Raw genomic sequence first — 19439 nt, 5'->3', positions numbered from 1 at the left:
AATTATGCGCCTCGAACTGCAACTAATGCTTCAGCAACCGCTTTCTTAAAGCGAACAATCACTTCTTCACATTCTGCTTGAGTGATGATCAATGGGCAAAGTAGACGAATCACTGTACCGTTACGACCGCCTTTTTCTAACAACAATTTGTTGTTGAAACAAGCTGTTTGAATTGCTGCTGCCAATTGACCATCAGCTGGAAGTGAACCCATATGATCTGCAGGTTTACGCTCGTCAACGATTTCAACACCAATCATCAAACCACGACCACGTACGTTACCGATACATGGGAACTCAACCGCTAATTTCTTCAATTCAGCTTGCAAGAAATCACCGCGCTCTTGCGCATTTTGTGCCAAGTTTTGTTCTTTAATGGTTTTGATGGTTGCAAGACCAGTACCCATTGCCAACTGGTTACCACGGAAAGTACCCGTGTGACCAGCAGGCTGCCAAGCATCAAACTTACGCTTAATACCAAGTACCGCAAGTGGCAAGCTACCACCTACTGCTTTAGACATCACGACAACATCTGGCTCAATACCAGCATGTTCGAATGCGAACATCTTACCTGAACGCGCAAAGCCTGCTTGAACTTCGTCAAGAATCAACACAATATTGTGTTTTTCAGTCACTTCGCGGATTTTTTGCAACCATTTTACAGGTGCCGTCACCACACCGCCTTCACCTTGAATCGCTTCAAGAATAACAGCTGCTGGTTTCGTTACACCGCTTTCAACATCTTCGATGAAGTTTTCAAAGAAGTAAGTCAATGCATCTACACCTGCTTCACCGCCAAGACCTAATGGGCAACGGTATTCGTGTGGATATGGCATAAACTGAACGCCTGGCATTAAGCCATTCACTGCATTCTTCGCAGACAGGTTACCTGTCATTGCCAAAGAACCGTGAGTCATACCGTGATAGCCACCTGAGAAGCTAATCACTGAACTACGACCAGTAAATGTTTTTGCAAGTTTAATTGCTGCTTCTGTCGCATCTGCACCAGATGGGCCACAGAACTGTAGACAATACTCTTCCTTACCACCTGGTAATTGTTCAAGTAGTGCTTCAGTGAAAGCATCTTTTAAAGGTGTTGTTAAATCCAAAGTATGCAATGGGAGTCCACTTGCAAGTGTGTCTTGGATACTTTGAATGACCGCAGGGTGATTATGGCCTAAAGCCAATGTCCCTGCCCCAGCTAAACAATCCAGGTACTCTGTACCTTCAACATCGGTAACCCAGCAACCTTGTGCTTTCGCTATCGCTAACGGTAATTTACGTGGATAACTACGCACATTCGATTCCATCTGACTTTGGCGAGTCAAGTAGTATTCGTTTGTGGAATTGGTGGCAGGATTTACAGAAGAAACGCTCATATCGAATTACCATCTCTGATATGGGTTGAAAGAAATAAGTCTGGTGACTTGCGGTCCTTTGACTCGGTGCTTTATATAATCTAGTTAGACAATTTCTATTCAGTAACTAGGAGAGGCGGATGATACAGTTTTTTTCAAGAAAATAAACAACTTTTAGTATCAATTTGCCTCTTGGGTTATTGAAAAAATATATCAAGTAATGTTGCTGTCTAAATTATCAACTGAACGTATAACAATGACAAGGAAACCTGACTATTTTATGCAATTTTGTTGTCATGAATACAACAGTGTAATTATCAAGCAATTATATTGGTAAGTATATAATTATAATAATATTTAATTTAAATGAATTCTCAAAAAATAAAATATATTTTAACAATCTAACGACAATAATTGCTGAATCTCAACACATTTACATCTTAGTATTTTATGATCAGTACAAGGCCAACAATTCCACTAAAACAGGACAACATAATGCGTCTTTCTTCTTTTTCCGCGCTTGCTTTGCTAGGCGCATTATCTTCCGCCGCTTTCGCAGCCCCTGAAGAAACCTTGAATTATAATGTCGTCAATCTATCGGCAGAAGCCAGCCGTGATATTTCCAATGATTTGATGCATGCCAATTTATATGTAGAAAAATCAAATAAGCAGCCGGCTGAGCTTGCAGCACAAATTAATCAACTCATGAACCAGGCCATCAATGCAGCAAAGAAATATCCGAGTGTGAAAATTGAAACCGGTTCACAGCATACCTATCCAGTGTATGACAATGACAATCGAAAACTCAGAGAATGGCGTGCTCGCGCTCAGGTACGTATTGAATCGACTGACTTTAAAGCCGCTTCTCAGTTGATTGCTGAATTACAGCAGAACTTCCAGACTGAATCGATTAACTTTACAGTATCTGAAGCAAAACGTAAGAAAGTTGAAAATGAGCTCATGCTGGAAGCATCCAAAAACTTCCAGCAACGTGCACAAAGCCTGACTCAAGCCTGGAACAAATCTAGCTACCAACTGGTAAATATGAATATCAATACCAATAATTCAGGTTACCCACTGGTTCCACGCATGGCGATGGCCAAGGCAGCATATGCTGAAAATGCTATAGCTGACCAGGAAATGGCTGCTGGTGAATCTAAAATGACCGTGAGTGCCAATGGTTCGATTCAGTTCAAATAATCTCGCTTCACACGCTCTATTTGGTATTTTCCATCGTTGCCGAATAGAGCTGAATATCATGGACATAGGGGTCAACAGACCATTTTGGTTGATGTGAGTAACGGATGCAAAGTGCAGTTCCTTGCTGAATATTCACGCTTTGATATAACCTGGATTTAAAACAAATTTCTTGTTTTTCATTTGTTAAGCGAAACCCTTTTTTCGTTTTGTATCCCCCAGAGTGAATCAAACCCACTTTGCCGCACATGGTTTTTTCTGTGGCTGTACGATTGATGAAAGAAGCAATCCCCTGCAAACTCAACACAACCCCTAAGGTTACTGAAACAATCGACGCAATTAAGCTTAAAGAATTCCACTCAGGTTGTTTTCGCCATTTGCTAACAATGATTAACCAAACAATACCAAGTAAAATACACATGCAAATAAAAAAATAGGATTGCAAAAGCAAACCTAGAGTTGACATTGCAAAGCTTAAATAAGCCCCATGTTTTAAGTGATCCGGACGAAAATAGTCCTGTGTATCGTATTCTTTCATTTTTATTCATTTTGAATCAAAAAAAAACAGCCCCAAAGGACTGTTTTCTTTATACATCAATGTTTAATAGATCGCCATATGATTGCGATGAATCATCTCAAGTGAACGTGCTTCACCTAACACCTGATGTACTTTATCTGAGGCTAAACCACGAACAATATCTGCCGAACGTGAACTAAAATTCACACGACCTACCGCAATGCGATGGCCTTGTGTATCTACACATTCCACCACATCACCACGCTCGAAATGACCTTCAACTGCTTTAACACCTACCGGCAACAAGCTGCGATGGTTTTCTTTAATGGCTTTTACCGCACCATCATCAATCACCAAGCGACCTGCAGTTTGCAAATGAGCAGCTAACCATTGCTGATGCGCAGTCACACGGTCATCATCAGTGATAAATAGCGTACCCAGCATTTCACCTGTCATGAGACGTGATAAAACATTGTCACTATCACCACTGGCAATCAGTGTTGGACATCCAGACTTCGCAGCCAAACGTGCAGCACGGACTTTGGTCAGCATACCGCCACGACCAAATTTACCGCCGCCACCTGCCATATCAAACAGGCTTTCATCCATCGCACGTACTGTATGGAACAGTTTGGCTTCCGGATTTGAACGCGGATCTGAGTCAAACATACCTTCCTGATCGGTCAGGATAATCAGCAGGTCAGCATGCACCTGACCAGCTACCATGGCAGCCAAGGTATCGTTATCACCAAAACGGATTTCATCAGTCGAAACGGTATCATTTTCATTAATCACCGGAATCACGCGCCATTCAATCAGGTTTTGCAAGGCATCACATGAGTTGAGATAGCGGCGACGGTCTGCCAGGTCATCATGAGTTAACAATACCTGAGCGGTCTGGATCTTGTGTTTATCCAGTACGCTTGACCAGGTATGAATAAGGCCCATCTGACCAATAGCAGCACAAGCCTGAAGACTGGGTAGATCGGTGGGTCGATTCTCAAGTTTCATTCGAACCATACCTTCAGCCACAGCACCTGATGACACAAGAATGATCTCGTGTCCGGCATCGTGTAGATCTGCGATTTGTCCCGCCCAATGCGAGATGGCATCCAAATCTAAACCTTGCCCGTTTGCTGTGAGTAAAGATGATCCGATTTTAACAACGATTCGTTTACAACCCTTGAGCTGACGTTGCCCATCTACCACTTCTATCATCTTGTCCTCAGACTTTTCTCTTAGAGATTAACGTACGTAATACACTTCTACATCGCTGTCGTCATCATCTTCATCATCAAAGTCATCGCCGCCCAGACGTTGAGCACGACGCATTTCACGATAAGCTTCTTTCGCAGCAAGTGTTTGTTCACGTGTTTCAGCTTCTAACTGATCACGGAATGCTTTGATCTCTGCAGCATATTCAGGATCTTCAACTTCGCGTTCGCGTTGTTGTTCAATCTGATCCATGAGGTAGTACACTACATCTTTAGTTCCTTCTGCCGTTAAGCCAGAAGTTTTAAAGACAGGACCTTTCCACTGTAATTCTTCAAGAATGTGGTTACACCATTCGTCACGTGTTTCTGCTGCCAACTGATCCACTTTGTTCAGTACCAAGACCACAGGCAATTTAGACAGCGTTGGCGAGAATTTCTCAAGCTCTGCTGCAATAGCCTTGGCATTGTAAGCAGGATCTGAACCATCAATCGGCTGTACATCTACAATGTGTAGCAAGATACGAGTACGTGCCAGGTGTTTCAGGAAGCGAATACCCAGACCCGCACCTTCAGCAGCACCTTCGATCAGACCCGGAATATCGGCCATCACAAATGAACGATAACGGTCCGCATCAACCACGCCTAAGTTAGGCATCATAGTGGTAAATGGATAATCTGCCACTTTTGGTTTTGCAGCCGATACTGCACGGATAAAGGTTGACTTACCTGCGTTTGGCATACCCAGCAAGCCCACATCTGCAAGCACTTTCAGCTCCAGACGGATTTCTCGGAATTCACCTTTAGAACCATGCGTACATTTACGCGGAGAACGGTTAGTCGATGATTTGAAGTGAGTATTACCCAAACCACCCTGACCACCTTGAGCAACCAATACTTGTTGACCGTCTTCGACCAGGTCACCAATAATGTCGCCAGATTCAGAATCTACAATGGTTGTTCCAACTGGAACTTTTAAAATAACTGATTCGCCACCACGACCAGCACAGTTTGCGCCAGCACCGTTTTTACCACGTTCAGCGCGAAATTTACGGGTATAACGATAATCTACAAGGGTACTCGTGTCGTCGTCAGCCTGAATATAAATGCTGCCGCCACGACCACCATCACCACCATCTGGACCACCAAATGGTACGAACTTTTCACGGCGAAAACTGGCTACGCCATTGCCACCGTCGCCAGCCTCTACGGTAATGACTGCTTCATCAACAAAGCGCATAATGCCAATCCTCTAAAAACTTTAAAAACCGCCTATTCTGCCATATTTTAAAGCATTTCTCGACTACATTTATGCACTATTCCATGAAGATCGCTCATTTCAAGTGTAATTTCATTCAGCTCATCTCAAAATATAAAACCGTCTGAAAAATATTCAGGTAGTTAAAATTCAAGATATAGTTTTTAAGGATTAATTGATCGTTTTTTATTATTTCTGATTTAACATCGCGCTGCCTATAGTGCTCAGCATCGAAAAAGAATCCATGGTATGCCTATGACCACAGAAAAGAGTTCTGTCAGCCCATTGTCATCACAATTTGTATTACTCATGGCAATGGCATGTGGTCTATGTGCCGGATCGGCTTATTTTAATCAGCCTTTGATTTATTCTATTGAGGACAGTTTAGGAATCAGTACCAGTCAGGCTGGCTTTGCAGTGGTCATTGCCCAGATTGGTTATGTACTCGGCTTAATGCTGTTGGTCCCTTTGGGTGATTTCCTCAATAAACGCAAGCTGGTCGTCAGCCTGATGGTATTTGCCGCAACTTCTCAGATTCTTCTCTCGATGAGTACTACGCTGAGTACATTATATTTATTTACCTTGTTTGCCACCTTTGGTGCTATTTCAGCGCAAGTCCTGATTCCTTTTGCTTCAACCATTAGCCCGCCTGAATCTAGTGCTGCCACCGTAGGCAAGCTCATGAGTGGCTTAGTCATGGGGATCATTCTATCGCGTACTTTTGCTGGATTTGTTTCGACTTACTGGTCTTGGGAAGGTGTGTATCTATCGAGTGGCATTATTACCCTACTGTTTGCAATCTTAATGTGGAAAAAACTACCCAATACTCAACCTCAAGCTGGTTTAACCATTGGCGGCATTTACCGTTCCCTGTTCGTTATCGCTAAACAGAATCCACATCTGATTCGTCGAGCTTGTGCCGGTGCCTTGGCTTTTGGCATTTTATCCATGATTTTTACCTCTATGACTTTCGTCTTAGGCAATGCCCCATATTATTTTACTGACTTTGAAATTGGCCTATTTGGCTTACTTGGTGTGATTGGGATTTATTCATCGAGCTGGTCAGGTCGGACTGTCGGTGCAGGTAGGGAAAATCTGGTCGCTGTGCTTTGCATTAGCTTAATGCTGCTTTCTTGTATTCCGTTATATTTTGCTCAGCAAAATATCTTGGTGTATGCGGTTGGTGTATTGATGGCATATTTTGGTTTGACGGCATTTCACGTACTCAATCAGAATTTGGTATATCGGATTGATCTCAAATCACGTTCACGGATTAATGCGGTATATATGACGATTTACTTTAGTGGTGCAGCTTTAGGCTCACTTGGTGCAGTCTATGCCTGGGAGCACTTTGAATGGATTGGCTGTGTAGTACTAGGTTTAATTTTCTCGATTGGAATTTTGCTGATTGACCGGTTGGATTTTAGGAAAATGCGCAACCAAGTCAGCTCTTCTGAATGACCTCCCCCTAACCCTCTCCTATGAGGAGAGGGAATATTTTCACATAATAATTAAACAAATTATTCGTTATTTAATTCAAATAAAATTGGCAGATGATCACTGTAATGTAGCCAGTGTGTTTTATCAAAAATGTTGACTTTAGAGCACGACTTATCAAACAGTTCTCGAGAGCTGAATAAATAATCGATATGGTAAGGCTTGTATAAATTACGCTGCATATAGAACGTTGGCTGAGTTTCTTCACCTTGTGTCTCATTTTGAATTTGGTGATAAACGCTCACCATATTCCAAGCTTCTAATATCTTAACCACATCTGAATGATTCCACCAACGATCCCACACATCCCAACGAGCATTACTATTCCAATCACCACAGATCATACTCGGCGCATACGCTAGCTTTTCACCATGTAATTGCAAATACTTCCACAACTGACCGATATATTGAAAAGTCGGTGAATTAGCATGCTTTGTCCATACAGCAAGCAAATGTAAGTTATTGATTTTGATTGGCAGAAACAGCTCCAAGTCTTGATCATCCCAATCTAAAGGCGTCAAGGTGATAGATTCTTTAACAAATACAGCTAAACCCTTATTCTTATTTTCACCCTTCCACAGATAACGTGGCATCCAAGATTGATAAATGTTTTGTGCTAAAACCGAGTGCTCACATTCTTGAATGATATAAACATCTGCATCTATATCTTGCAACAGATGTATTTTATTACGAAAACTACCACCACAGTTCCAAGTAAGTATTTTTATTTGCAGACATTAGGTTATTGATATATTTACTTTATTCTCCAAAATCTCAGGCAAACTTTTTTCAATCCAACCAATTAAATAATTTATTTTTTCAGCCGCTTGCGAACCAGTAATCGTCAGTTGATATTCCACTTTCGGTGGCACTACTGGATAGACCGTTCTTAGAATAAAGCCATCCTGCTCTAGCATTTTTAAGGTCTGAGCCAGCATTTTTTCACTGACACCTTCGATTCGCTGTTTCAGCTCACTAAAACGATGCACGCCATCACTTAAACAACGCAACACCAGAATCGACCATTTATTCGCAAGGTGTTCCAGAATTTCACGTGAAGGACATTGTGTGGATAAAACCTGACCCAGTAATTTACTGGTTTCATAAGCAGACATAATTTTTCTCTAAAGTTATAAACTTACTTTTTCGCATGTACTTTCATTTAGAAAGTTACCAGATCAAGAATTTATCAGCAAGCTAGTTTTTTAAATCTTAGATTCTCAAATGAAGTGCAACAGAGATTAGCTTTTTGGAAGGAAGTAAGATGAGTTAGCATTTTGCTTCCGACCGACCAAAGTCAAAGTTGCATTCATGAACTATACTCATCTCACCCTAGAAGAAAGATATCAGATTTATGCCTTGTTACGTGAAGGTTTTTCTAAGCGTCATATTGCTTGTAGACTGAATCGTTCACCTTCAACCATTTCTAGGGAAATTAAGCGGAATAAAGCAAGAAATGGCTACTTCGCTAAGCATGCAAATAAACTTGCTCAAGCAAGGCACTGCCCAAATCCAAAGATCATCCCCTCAGATATTTGGCTACATGTGATTACTTATCTCAATCTTCAGTGGAGCCCTGAACAAATTGCCTCTCAGATCCCCATTAGTTTACATTCCATTTATAGGTTTATACGACAGGATAAAAGCAAGGGTGGTTTACTCTTTCATAACTTAAAATTCAGAAATCAAAGAAAGAAAAAGTACGGCTCTGCTGAAACACGCGGTCAACTGAATAATCGTAGAAGTATTCATGATAGACCAATAGAAATTGAACAGCGATCTCGCTTTGGTGATCTTGAAATCGATACAATTGTAGGCAAGAACCATCAGCAATCCTTGGTTTCAATTGTGGATCGAAAGACAGGCTATCTTTGGTTAAGAACGTGCAATACACGTAAGGCAGATGCAATATCTAAAGCTACAATTAGTTTACTCGCACCGCTCAAGGATCAGCTCAAAACAATCACTGCAGATAATGGCAAAGAGTTCAGCCTCCATAAACATATTGCTCAGGAGCTGAATTTAGATTGGTATTTTGCAGATCCTTATAGTGCTTGGCAACGAGGTAGCAATGAAAATACCAATGGCTTAATCAGGCAATATATTCGTAAAGGGAGTGATTTGAATGATTACACAGATGAATATATTTCAGAAATTACTGAGCGTTTGAATCAACGTCCAAGAAAAAGACTCGGCTTTAAAAGTCCGAGTCAGGTATTATGCCAACAACACGGTGTTGCACTTCAAATGCCAATCTAAGAATTAACATTCTAATAAAATCCAAAACTCAAATTTAACTGCCCATCAAATAAAAAAAGAGCCTCCAATGAGACTCTTTTTTTCAGCTAGATACTAATTAAGCATTAGTTTCAGCAGGAACTTTTGGATAGCTTACGCCGCCCATTTGTTCAGCAATACGCAATACCTGGCAGCTATAACCTACTTCGTTATCGTACCAAACATAAGCAGTTAAGCGGTTGCCAGCAGTGATTGTTGCTTGCGCATCAAATACACCTGCAGTGCGTGAACCGATAAAGTCAGATGATACAACTTCAGTTGAGTTTGTAAAACCGATTTGACCTTGAAGGTTCGAGTTGATTGAGATTTGACGTAGGTATTCGTTTACTTCGTCACGCTCAACATCTTGACCCAAAGTAAGGTTCAAAATCGCAAGAGATACGTTTAGAGTTGGAACACGTACAGAGTTACCAGTCAACTTACCTTTAAGTGCTGGAAGTGCTTTCGCAACTGCTTTAGCAGCACCAGTTTCAGTAATAACCATGTTCAATGTTGCAGCACGACCACGACGATCCGCTTTGTGGTAGTTGTCGATTAAGTTCTGGTCGTTAGTGAACGAGTGAACTGTTTCAACGTGACCGCCAAGAACGGTATATTTGTCATGTAACACTTTAAGTGTTGGTGTGATTGCGTTTGTTGTACAGCTTGCAGCAGAGATGATTGTATCTTCATCAAGGATGTCTGCTTGGTTCACACCAAATACAACGTTCTTCATGTCACCTTTACCAGGTGCAGTTAAAATTACGCGTGCAGCGCCTGGGCATTGAAGGTGTTGTGCAAGACCTTCAGCATCACGCCATTTACCTGTGTTGTCGATTACAAGTGCATTTTCGATACCATAAGCAGTGTAATCCACTTCAGATGGATTCGATGCATAGATCACTTTGATGAATTGACCGTTTGCAATGATTGCTTCGTTTTCTTCATCTACAGAAATCGTGCCAGCGAATGGACCGTGGATTGAGTCACGACGTAATAAAGACGCACGTTTTTCCAGGTCACCGTCAGATGATTTACGAACCACGATCGCTTTTAAGTTCAAGCCACGGCCTAGACCTGACTGGCTGATCATCAAACGCGCAAGGATACGACCGATACGACCGAAACCGTAAAGAACCACGTCTTTGCCTTCAACTGAAGTTGCATTGCCTTCAAGAGATTTCACAGCGTCAGCAACGAATGCGTTAACATCACCACCTTTTGCTTTGAATTCAACAGCAAGTTTGCCTAGATCAATTTCAGCAGTACCGATGTTGTCGATTTTCGCCAATGCTTCAAGAATTGGGAAAGTGTCTACAACAGAAAGCTCAACGTCCAATACACGAGTACGACGATGCGCTTTAAGTATCTGGATTACAGAACGGTTAATTAAAGAGCGACCGTAAACTGTAGCTACGATATTTTTTTCACGATATAACTGACCCACTAGGGCAATCATACGCTCCGCAAGTTCTTCACGGTTTTTCCAGCGACCTTGGTGCTCTGCATGTAGGGCAACGATAGTGTCTTTGCTCACAGATACGTCCTCTAATTAGTTGTAAATCTAGGCATAAATTTCAAAACCCCATAATTGTAATGGAATTGGCAGCAAGTTTGAATCAAAAGCTGCCGAAGTCCTGATGAAAAAGGCCCATATTCGCTATAAATTTTAAAAATAGTTGTAATTAGTCAGATGATTTTGCATTTAAAAATCGAAAAATAACGTTTTTAAAGATCTGAATCAGATTTTTGTTAAATGTTGTTTATTCAGACAAGTTAAGTTTTCTCGAAATAAATAGTTAATCTGTTGAATCAAGACGGTCTTGATAGTGTTTTATATTTTGCTTAAGCAGCTGTCGTTGTTGGCGCTGATTCAATAGGTGTAATACACCCTCTATCACCAGCAAAACCACCGCCAACCAAATCGGAATATAAGTCAGCCACTCTCCTGACTCCACCCGCTCCCCGAGTGCCATCGAGGCAAAAGCCAGTAACACTGGTTCCAGATAACTGAGCAGACCAAAAATCACAAAAGGCAGATAACGGCTTGCCAGAATATAGCTCCCTAAGCCCAAAGCACTTAAGAAACCCAAGCCCAATACGGCGAAGATGAGATGAGGAAAATTAACAATCAGGTTGAAAGAATCGCTATGTACGAAGCCCAGATAGAAAGCCACTGGCAGAATTAAACACAAGTCCCACCAGAATCCCCCTAAATGATCCGTACCAAAGCGACGGCGCAGGAAAAAATAAAGTGGATAAGCCAAAGCCACATAGACCGTTTCCCAGGCAATGCTACCAATGCGCCAGATTTCATGTCCCACACCCAGTACCGCACAAGCCACCGCCGCCATCTGCCAGGCAGACAATTTTTCTTTATAGAGCACACAGCCAACTAGGACCATCACCAGAGGCAACAGGAAATAGCCCAGCGACACTTGCAGGCCACGACCATTAATCGGTCCCCACAGGAATAACCAGAGTTGGGTCGTACAAAGTAAAGAGCTGATAATGAGCCAGATCAGAAACGTCGGCTGCTTTAGAATTCGCTTAAAAATACTGCTGATATGATTGAGATCACCTGACCACCACATAAAGGCAGTCAAAAATGGGAGAGTCGCCAACATCCGCCATGCAAAGGTTTGCTCACTGTCCAGCGGCTGCAAGAAAGGCGTGAAAATATAAAGCACACCAAAAACTACCGATGCCAGTACTGACAGCGCGATACCTTTATACATTCACTACCCCCAAAATCTCTTTGAGCGCATTATATCGGGATGTCTTATAGAATACTTATCTCCATTCTTTGATCGAATGATAAATTTTTAATATATAGCTTCTGATTTTTTAAATATAAAAAAACCATGCCGAAGCATGGTTTGAGGATAAACTGAGTTTAGCGTGCAGTTTGTTTGGTATGAATCACATCACTCAGGTCATAACCGACTGACTGTGCGTATTGTAAATATTCATTCACTACATTTTTATCCAACTGCGGATCACGTGAGAGTATCCACATATATTTACGTTTAGGCTCACCGACCAGAACAGTTTGATAGTTTTCATCTAGTTTCAAAACCCAATAATCGCCACGTCCAACAGGAATCCAGCGAATAAAGTCTGGCAAGAAACTGACTTTTAATTTGGTATTTTGAGGTGGATTTTGCACAAATGCCTCACCCACTGACTGGGTTTGTTCACCATCTTTTTTAATACAGCGGTTATCAACCACGATATTGCCATTTTCATTCAAAGTATACGTTGCTGTAACATCACGGTCACACTTATTCTGAAAATATAAAGGCTTACGCGCCACTTCGTACCATGTACCCAAATAACGGTCCAGTTCAACTTTTTCCACGGTCGGTAATGATTCTTTTTGCGCATATGCCATGGTCGTAGCGCCCAAACCCAGAAGAACAGCACTACCAACCGCAATTTTGGCAATTTTTAGACTTGCCTGAGAAAAATTCTTAGTTGTCATAAAGTATCCTTTCATTCACACAGATGAGTGAACCACATGTTTTTGTAAAATTTTATCTGTAACAACAATAACGTCATCGTGTGAATGATTGTGTATCGATATGTAAGATTTATGATTAGTTTTGCACAACTAATCATAGGCAGATCAGTTGCTTAACTCAGCATCTGAGCCTTCAAGCGTAGAATTTCATCACGCAAACGCGCTGCCTGTTCAAACTGCAGTTCTTTAGAAGCTTTCAGCATCTCTTTTTCAAGCTTAGTCATATGCTTTGCAAACAGTTTTGGATCTGCCAGCAGATGCCGCTCATCAGCACTTAAGGCTTTAGCCTGATCTGAAATACGTGCATCAATTTGATCATCATCAAGCACCTCACCAGTATCGATTTCCTTGATCACCTGACGTACTGCACTGCGTGGGATAATGCCATGCTCTTCATTAAACTGAATCTGTTTGGCACGACGGCGTTCGGTTTCGTCTATTGCCTTCTGCATGGAGTCGGTGATCCGGTCGGCATAAAGAATCGCTCGACCTTTCAGATTACGCGCAGCACGACCAATGGTCTGAATCAATGAACGTTCAGAACGCAGGAAGCCTTCTTTATCTGCATCCAGAATCGCCACTAACGATACTTCTGGCATATCCAGACCTTCACGTAACAGGTTAATCCCGACCAGCACATCATAAATACCGGTACGTAATTCATGAATAATTTTCACTCGCTCTACGGTGTCGATATCTGAGTGCAAGTAAGCTACCTTTACGCCATATTCTTTCAAATATGAAGTCAGGTCTTCTGCCATACGCTTGGTTAATGTCGTCACCAGTACACGTTCATTCAGATCTTTGCGGATATTAATTTCGGACAATACATCATCGACCTGAGTCAGCACCGGACGGATTTCAATTTCAGGATCGACCAACCCTGTCGGACGCACCACCTGCTCTACAATCTGTTCTGACTTTTCCAGTTCATATTGTGCTGGCGTTGCACTGACATAAACTGTGGTTGGAACAATACGTTCCCATTCCTCAAATTTCATTGGGCGGTTATCCAATGCACTTGGTAAACGGAAACCATAGTTCACCAGATTTTCCTTACGTGAACGGTCGCCCTTATACATCGCACCAATCTGTGGAACGGTTACATGTGATTCGTCAATAATCAGCAAGGCATCATCAGGTACATAATCAAACAATGTCGGTGGTGCTTCACCTGACGGACGGCCAGATAAATGACGTGAATAGTTTTCAATGCCGTTGGTATAACCCAGTTGTTGCATCATCTCTAAATCATAACGGGTACGCTGTTCAATGCGCTGCGCTTCCAGCAATTTGTCTTCCGCTCTAAAGAAAGCCAAGCGTTCTTTCAATTCTTCTTTAATGGTCTCAATCGCACGCGTTAGATTGTCTTTAGGTGTAACGTAGTGACTTTTTGGATAAATTGTCACACGTGGTACTTTACGGATCATTTTGCCTGTCAGTGGATCAAACCAGCGGATTGAATCCACCTCATCATCAAACAGTTCAATACGAATCGCATTTTGATCTGATTCCGCAGGGAAAATATCAATAATTTCGCCGCGAATACGATAAGTACCACGTAGGAACTCTAATTCATTGCGGGTATATTGCATCTCAACCAGACGGCGAATAATGTCATCACGACTGATACGATCCCCTTCAACCACATGCAGCAACATGCTCATATAGGCATTCGGATCACCCAAACCATAGATAGCGGATACAGAAGCAACAATAATGGCATCACGGCGTTCTAATAAAGCACGGGTTGCAGACAAACGCATCTGGTCAATATGATCATTAATTGCTGAATCTTTCTCGATAAAAGTATCGGAAGATGGCACATAGGCTTCTGGCTGATAATAATCATAATAACTGACAAAATACTCGACGGCATTATTCGGGAAGAATGCCTTAAATTCGCCATAGAGCTGTGCTGCCAGGGTTTTGTTATGCGCCATCACAATGGTCGGACGTTGTGTGCGTGCAATCACATTCGCCATGGTGTAAGTCTTACCCGAGCCTGTCACGCCTAGTAACAACTGATTCTTATAGCCCTGTTCAATTCCCTGAACCAGTTTTTCAATGGCTTGTGGCTGATCGCCAGCAGGTTGATAGCTGGTAACTAAATCAAAAGGGGTTTTATCAGACATGATTCGCGATAATTCACTGGCAATATTTTATTGCTCTAATTATGGGGTTAAATCTGAATTACTCAATGCCTAAACAGGTGTCTATTTGCTAAAAAATGAAGTCTATAAGTAACTTAATAGAACAATTGAAAACAGCGTCATCTCATATTATTGGCTGTGAATATTTGATTAAATTTCAAGAATATCTATTTATAAATTAAGTAATATTTTTCAAAAATCTAAGTCAGCTACACTTCAAATCTCTTAATCAAGATAGATAAAAACTGATTTACATAAAGTTCTTATTTCTACTTAGACGGTTTACTTTCTTATAGACACAATTTGCCTTGACCCTCAGCAATTTCAAAGGCAACATGAAATCAATAAGGATATCGAATCAAAAGCTATGACTTACCAATACCATAATGAAAGCATCGTCAAATCCTTGCCAGAAAATACCGTTTTTGTATTTGGCAGCAATATGGCAGGACAACATGCAGGCGGTGCTGCAAGAACAGCATTTGAGCACTTCGGCGCTGTAGAAGGTGTTGGTCGTGGCTGGTCTGGTCAAAGCTACGCTATTCCTACAATGAATGAGCATTTACAGCAAATGCCATTGTCACAGATTCAGCACTATATTGATGACTTTAAAATTTATACCAAGAATCATCCAAAGAATAAGTACTTTCTGACCTCAGTCGGCTGTGGCATTGCAGGTTATAAAGTGGAAGAAATTGCCCCTATGTTTAAGGGGATTTCACATAATGTGATTTTCCCACAATCTTTCCGTCCCTTTGTAGAAAAACCGCTTCCAAAGCTGAATGAAAAATTCCTTAAAACCATTTTTCGTGACTCTATCATTTTTGCTGACCCCACCGATGAACTGATCGAAGTTCTTGCAGTGACCGATAGCGAAAAAAGTCTGGCTAAAATTTTACTGAATACCCAAATGTATCCAACGGATAGCAATGGCCGTGATCGTGTCTTTGAGATTCAGGACATTCTGCATAATTTGAATGGTAAGGTTTTCGATTTCCATAACAACTCTGAAGGCCCAATGATCTTTGGTGGTGTAATTTTGGCACTGCTTGAACTGTATAATATGAATGAACAGGATTTTTCAGATGTCTGGCATGGTAAGCGTGAAATTGCGCCACCAAAGCCTGAAAACAAAGCCCGTAGAAACCCGCGCTAATTTCTGAATTACTGTTAGTTAAAGCCAATTCCTGAATTGGCTTTTTTATTGTGAAATATAAAAGATGATTGAATAAAAAATAGTATTCAATTCCAAGATAAATATTTACTTGTCACATTATTCTAAAATCATTTTTTTGGTCTTATACTTGCCCCATTAAATTAAATAATAAAATTGAGCTGCTTAAATGAACATGTTGGATTCTCCAATTTTTGAACTCTCTCCTATTGCTATGTGGCTTGAAGATTTTAGTGAGGTAAAAAAACAATTTGATCTCTGGCGTGCTCAAGGGGTGCAGGATTTACGCACTTTTTTGCAAGAAGACGAATCCCGTATTTTAGAATGTGCGAAAAAAATTAAACTGCTTAAGGTCAATCCTAAAACACTTGAACTTTATCAGGCCGATGACTTTAACCATCTCAGTCAGAATTTGGATCTCGTGTTTAAAGAAGACATGAGCAAGTCTCATATCCATGAACTCGCCGCTTTATAGAATGGAGAGACCCAATTTTCCCATTCAGCAATCAACTATACCTTGACTGGTCAGCGTCTGGATATCCAGCTTAAAGGCATTGTTCTGCCACAACATGAGCATGATCTCTCCCTACTTTTGATTACCACTGAAGACATCACTGCTTATACACAAGCCCGTCGTTTAGAACAACAAAATCGCCATCTGGCTGAAGCCCGTTTTATTTATTCACCCGCTTCATTGTGGATCGAGGATTTTAGCCAGATTAAAAGTAAACTAGATCATTTACGTGATTTAGGAATTGAAAATTTTCAGACTTTTCTGGTTATACATCATGATTTTATTTATGAATGTATTAGAGAGATTAGAATCATTGATGTTAATCAGGCTACCCTCGATTTATTCGGTGCATCAAATAAAGATGCTCTATTAAAAAATGTGCACAAAGTCTTTGCTAAAGAAATGGTGCAGACCTTTAAAGAACAACTTATTGAGCTTTGGAATGGCAATCTGGATCATCAGCGTGAAGCTATCAACTATGCGCTAGATGGCAGTATCCGCCATGTCTTACTACAATTTACTGTGTTTCCTGATTATCTGGATGACTGGAGTATTGTTCAGGTGGCCCTGACTGACATTACAGCACGTAAAAAAGCTGAACATTATCTGGAATATCTAGGCAGACATGATGTCTTGACCCAGCTATGTAACCGTTCATTTTACATGCAGGCGCTGAACCGTCTGGAGCGTAATTTACTGCGTCCAGTATCCTGTATTTTTATGGATCTCAATGGACTTAAAGAATTAAATGACTGCCTTGGACATGATGCTGGAGACAACCAGTTACGTCGCGTGGGCAACATCCTGAATCAACTTATTCAACATACGCCCTATTCTGCCTCTCGAATTGGTGGAGATGAATTTGTAGTTCTTTTACCTGGTGCGGATCAAACTGCTTTGCAAAATTGCTTGAATAGTCTGCATGAACTTTTAGTCGTTGATAACCAGTTTTACTCACATCAGCCAATCAGCCTGTCGATCGGACATGCAACCAGCTATGCAGATGAACGTCTTGAAGACATGCTAAAACGTGCCGATCAAGATATGTATCATCAGAAAAGAAACCATTACCAGAACAATGACCGCAGAATACCAGTCTCTCAGTCAGTTGAATGATTTAAATATCAATGAATAAAAAGCCATGGTTTGACCATGGCTTTTTTATTAGAAAGCTTATCGTTTTCCCATTGAACGACGGGTACCACGTGGTGGCATCCAGGTTCTATCCGCATAACGTTGTGGCTTTGGACGAAGATCCTCTAAGAGCTCATCTGTTGCACCTTGTTCAGCTTGCTTCAAAGGAAACGGTAAATTAACTAAAGGCTTTTTCTTGGGAGTATTTGGGGAGCTCATCAGACTGACTCAATAATAACTCAGCCTATTGTACAAAAAAAAAGAGCCGGATGTAAAAACAAGTCTTTTTATTGTGTTATCAAACGATATTTCACTTAATGTTGCTATCATATTTTGATTAAAAAAACAACGTCCCAAATGTTCCATTTATCATAATTTAAGCAATTTCAGAGTAGAGCAAATACTCTATAATTATTTAAAACTGAGCTTGTAAGAATCAATCATTTAAATTTCATGGAGCGAACTTTAAGATGAAAAAATCAACTTTGTTATGTATGGCTACAGGACTTATCGGAATCACTTCCGTCACTCAAGCTGCCGACTATTCAAAATATTTCAGTATGGAAGCAAAGGGATTTAAACGTTTTTCCGTATCGGTTGGTGCTCTGCATGTGATGCCGCAAGGGAAGGCACAACCTTTTAAAGTAAATACTATTGTAGCTGAAGGGGAAACATCTAATGTAGGCAATGTTGCTACAGCTGATATCATCGAGAATAGAGAAAATGATAAAATAAACTTAGCAAATATTATTGTTAACTTCTTGAATAGTATTAAAAAAGACTCAACACTCCCTTCATCTTTGAGTGGTACTGCAGATATCTACGGACTCAGTTATTGGGATAATCCAGGTACAGGCCTTGAAGCAGATGATGTCACTACCTTAGGGATTATGAGCAACTATTTCTTTACGGATAATATTTCCTTTGAAATGAAGGCCGGTATCCCTCCTAAAGTTGATCTGCAAGGTACGGGTAAAATCTATGCTCCTTTTTCAGCCATCTCCAGCCCTACTGGCTCTACAATCTTAGGTAAAATTGATTTAAAAAATGATTTATTGATTACAGATCTAAGCGCACATGGTCCAGCTGCATCTGCTCGAGCTTGGACACCTGCATTTGAGTTCCAATATCATTTTGGCAAAACAGGCGTGAATAAATTTCGACCGTATGTTGGTGTAGGATTAATGTATGCCTATTTCAATGAATTGGAAATTAATTCACGTACCGAGCAAGACTTAATTAAAGCAGGTCATATGATTGCTAATATTAAAGATGGTGAAGCTGGTAAGGCACTCGGAATTAGTACATTGGCTCCAGATGCGGCTGTACCAAGTAATTTAGCCAGTAATGGCAGTACACCAAAAGTAAAAGTAGAAGCTAGTGATACTTTTGCACCTGTAGCTACTCTAGGATTTACATATGATCTTAATGATAAATGGTTTGCTGTAGGTTCAGTGAGTTATGCTCATCTAAAAAATGATACAACTATTACAGTATCTAATGATACCTACGGTACTTTAATTACCTCTAAAGCAGATATTGAAGTAAATCCAGTCATTGCTTATGCAGGTATTGGTATGAGATTCTAATTATATAAACTTCATATAGATACTAAAAAGCAGAGTCAAT

At 40.8% G+C, this 19439-nt stretch carries 16 protein-coding genes and 1 pseudogene; 6 read left to right on the top strand and 11 right to left on the bottom strand.

Going from position 1 to position 19439, the window contains the following annotated elements; genetic code table 11:
- Nucleotides 1–2: 2 nt before the first annotated feature.
- Entirely contained in the window at nucleotides 3–1376 is a 1374-nt protein-coding gene (locus IHE35_RS04900) for a diaminobutyrate--2-oxoglutarate transaminase (protein WP_242789544.1), read from the bottom strand.
- Nucleotides 1377–1850: 474 nt separating this feature from the next.
- Between IHE35_RS04900 and IHE35_RS04895 the strand changes: the two genes are divergently transcribed.
- The gene (locus IHE35_RS04895; RefSeq protein WP_242789543.1) at nucleotides 1851–2555 is read left to right on the top strand and encodes an SIMPL domain-containing protein; all 705 of its coding nucleotides are present in this window, start codon (nucleotides 1851–1853) and stop codon (nucleotides 2553–2555) included.
- Between the two features lie 16 nt (nucleotides 2556–2571).
- Here IHE35_RS04895 and IHE35_RS04890 read toward each other — a convergent pair whose 3' ends face one another.
- From IHE35_RS04890 to cgtA, 3 genes are all read right to left on the bottom strand, one after another.
- Nucleotides 2572–3090 (bottom strand): hypothetical protein, encoded by a 519-nt coding sequence (locus tag IHE35_RS04890; RefSeq protein ID WP_242789542.1) that lies wholly within the window; start codon nucleotides 3088–3090, stop codon nucleotides 2572–2574.
- Between the two features lie 63 nt (nucleotides 3091–3153).
- Entirely contained in the window at nucleotides 3154–4287 is a 1134-nt protein-coding gene (proB, locus tag IHE35_RS04885) for a glutamate 5-kinase (protein ID WP_242789541.1), read from the bottom strand.
- A 27-nt stretch (nucleotides 4288–4314) separates the two neighbouring features.
- Nucleotides 4315–5520, bottom strand: coding sequence for an Obg family GTPase CgtA (gene cgtA / locus IHE35_RS04880; protein WP_242789540.1), 1206 nt, complete (start codon nucleotides 5518–5520; stop codon nucleotides 4315–4317).
- Between the two features lie 273 nt (nucleotides 5521–5793).
- Between cgtA and IHE35_RS04875 the strand changes: the two genes are divergently transcribed.
- A complete protein-coding gene (locus IHE35_RS04875) occupies nucleotides 5794–6999 on the top strand; it encodes an MFS transporter (RefSeq protein ID WP_242789539.1) in 1206 nt (401 codons plus the stop codon).
- A gap of 59 nt (nucleotides 7000–7058) precedes the next feature.
- Here IHE35_RS04875 and IHE35_RS04870 read toward each other — a convergent pair whose 3' ends face one another.
- Both IHE35_RS04870 and IHE35_RS04865 read right to left on the bottom strand, forming a co-directional pair.
- Nucleotides 7059–7757 carry an endonuclease/exonuclease/phosphatase family protein gene (locus IHE35_RS04870; protein WP_346015091.1) on the bottom strand — a complete coding sequence of 233 codons (699 nt, stop codon included), beginning with the start codon at nucleotides 7755–7757 and terminating at the stop codon, nucleotides 7059–7061.
- A 15-nt stretch (nucleotides 7758–7772) separates the two neighbouring features.
- Nucleotides 7773–8150 (bottom strand): helix-turn-helix domain-containing protein, encoded by a 378-nt coding sequence (locus IHE35_RS04865; RefSeq protein WP_242789537.1) that lies wholly within the window; start codon nucleotides 8148–8150, stop codon nucleotides 7773–7775.
- A gap of 196 nt (nucleotides 8151–8346) precedes the next feature.
- On the opposite strand from IHE35_RS04865, the gene IHE35_RS04860 reads away from it, so the two are divergent.
- On the top strand, nucleotides 8347–9294 hold the full coding sequence (locus IHE35_RS04860; protein WP_242789536.1) for an IS30 family transposase: 948 nt from the start codon (nucleotides 8347–8349) through the stop codon (nucleotides 9292–9294).
- Nucleotides 9295–9391: 97 nt separating this feature from the next.
- Here IHE35_RS04860 and IHE35_RS04855 read toward each other — a convergent pair whose 3' ends face one another.
- The 4 genes from IHE35_RS04855 to uvrB form a co-directional block, all read right to left on the bottom strand.
- The gene (locus IHE35_RS04855; protein ID WP_242789535.1) at nucleotides 9392–10849 is read right to left on the bottom strand and encodes a glyceraldehyde-3-phosphate dehydrogenase; all 1458 of its coding nucleotides are present in this window, start codon (nucleotides 10847–10849) and stop codon (nucleotides 9392–9394) included.
- 262 nt (nucleotides 10850–11111) lie between these two features.
- Nucleotides 11112–12050: an EamA family transporter RarD gene (rarD, locus tag IHE35_RS04850; protein WP_242789534.1), complete on the bottom strand. Its 939-nt coding sequence runs from the start codon at nucleotides 12048–12050 to the stop codon at nucleotides 11112–11114.
- A gap of 158 nt (nucleotides 12051–12208) precedes the next feature.
- Nucleotides 12209–12796, bottom strand: a complete 588-nt coding sequence (locus IHE35_RS04845; RefSeq protein ID WP_004893989.1) for a lipocalin family protein — start codon at nucleotides 12794–12796, stop codon at nucleotides 12209–12211.
- 152 nt (nucleotides 12797–12948) lie between these two features.
- On the bottom strand, nucleotides 12949–14970 hold the full coding sequence (gene uvrB, locus IHE35_RS04840) for an excinuclease ABC subunit UvrB (RefSeq protein ID WP_242789533.1): 2022 nt from the start codon (nucleotides 14968–14970) through the stop codon (nucleotides 12949–12951).
- A 385-nt stretch (nucleotides 14971–15355) separates the two neighbouring features.
- Here uvrB and IHE35_RS04835 point away from each other — a divergent pair, with 385 nt between their 5' ends.
- Together IHE35_RS04835 and IHE35_RS04830 are read left to right on the top strand one after the other, a co-directional pair.
- Complete coding sequence (locus IHE35_RS04835) at nucleotides 15356–16144, top strand: hypothetical protein (protein WP_242789532.1); 789 nt, start codon at nucleotides 15356–15358, stop codon at nucleotides 16142–16144.
- A gap of 187 nt (nucleotides 16145–16331) precedes the next feature.
- A pseudogene (locus tag IHE35_RS04830) lies at nucleotides 16332–17792 on the top strand (GGDEF domain-containing protein).
- 57 nt (nucleotides 17793–17849) lie between these two features.
- Here the strand turns inward: IHE35_RS04830 and IHE35_RS04825 are convergent.
- Nucleotides 17850–18029 carry a hypothetical protein gene (locus IHE35_RS04825; protein WP_242789531.1) on the bottom strand — a complete coding sequence of 60 codons (180 nt, stop codon included), beginning with the start codon at nucleotides 18027–18029 and terminating at the stop codon, nucleotides 17850–17852.
- 251 nt (nucleotides 18030–18280) lie between these two features.
- Here IHE35_RS04825 and IHE35_RS04820 point away from each other — a divergent pair, with 251 nt between their 5' ends.
- The gene (locus tag IHE35_RS04820) at nucleotides 18281–19399 is read left to right on the top strand and encodes an OmpW family outer membrane protein (RefSeq protein WP_242789530.1); all 1119 of its coding nucleotides are present in this window, start codon (nucleotides 18281–18283) and stop codon (nucleotides 19397–19399) included.
- Nucleotides 19400–19439 lie beyond the last annotated feature (40 nt).

Source organism: Acinetobacter sp. ASP199 (genome assembly GCF_022700675.1).
Classification (GTDB): Bacteria; Pseudomonadota; Gammaproteobacteria; order Pseudomonadales; family Moraxellaceae; genus Acinetobacter.
This window is presented reverse-complemented; position numbering and strand designations above follow the sequence as displayed.

Coding starts and splice junctions, on each gene's coding strand:
- IHE35_RS04900 (WP_242789544.1), bottom strand. CDS start 1,376: ATGAGCGTTTCTTCTGTAAATCCTGCCACCAATTCCACAAACGAATAC.
- IHE35_RS04895 (WP_242789543.1), top strand. CDS start 1,851: ATGCGTCTTTCTTCTTTTTCCGCGCTTGCTTTGCTAGGCGCATTATCT.
- IHE35_RS04890 (WP_242789542.1), bottom strand. CDS start 3,090: ATGAAAGAATACGATACACAGGACTATTTTCGTCCGGATCACTTAAAA.
- proB (WP_242789541.1), bottom strand. CDS start 4,287: ATGATAGAAGTGGTAGATGGGCAACGTCAGCTCAAGGGTTGTAAACGA.
- cgtA (WP_242789540.1), bottom strand. CDS start 5,520: ATGCGCTTTGTTGATGAAGCAGTCATTACCGTAGAGGCTGGCGACGGT.
- IHE35_RS04875 (WP_242789539.1), top strand. CDS start 5,794: ATGACCACAGAAAAGAGTTCTGTCAGCCCATTGTCATCACAATTTGTA.
- IHE35_RS04865 (WP_242789537.1), bottom strand. CDS start 8,150: ATGTCTGCTTATGAAACCAGTAAATTACTGGGTCAGGTTTTATCCACA.
- IHE35_RS04860 (WP_242789536.1), top strand. CDS start 8,347: ATGAACTATACTCATCTCACCCTAGAAGAAAGATATCAGATTTATGCC.
- rarD (WP_242789534.1), bottom strand. CDS start 12,050: ATGTATAAAGGTATCGCGCTGTCAGTACTGGCATCGGTAGTTTTTGGT.
- IHE35_RS04845 (WP_004893989.1), bottom strand. CDS start 12,796: ATGACAACTAAGAATTTTTCTCAGGCAAGTCTAAAAATTGCCAAAATT.
- uvrB (WP_242789533.1), bottom strand. CDS start 14,970: ATGTCTGATAAAACCCCTTTTGATTTAGTTACCAGCTATCAACCTGCT.
- IHE35_RS04835 (WP_242789532.1), top strand. CDS start 15,356: ATGACTTACCAATACCATAATGAAAGCATCGTCAAATCCTTGCCAGAA.
- IHE35_RS04825 (WP_242789531.1), bottom strand. CDS start 18,029: ATGAGCTCCCCAAATACTCCCAAGAAAAAGCCTTTAGTTAATTTACCG.
- IHE35_RS04820 (WP_242789530.1), top strand. CDS start 18,281: ATGAAAAAATCAACTTTGTTATGTATGGCTACAGGACTTATCGGAATC.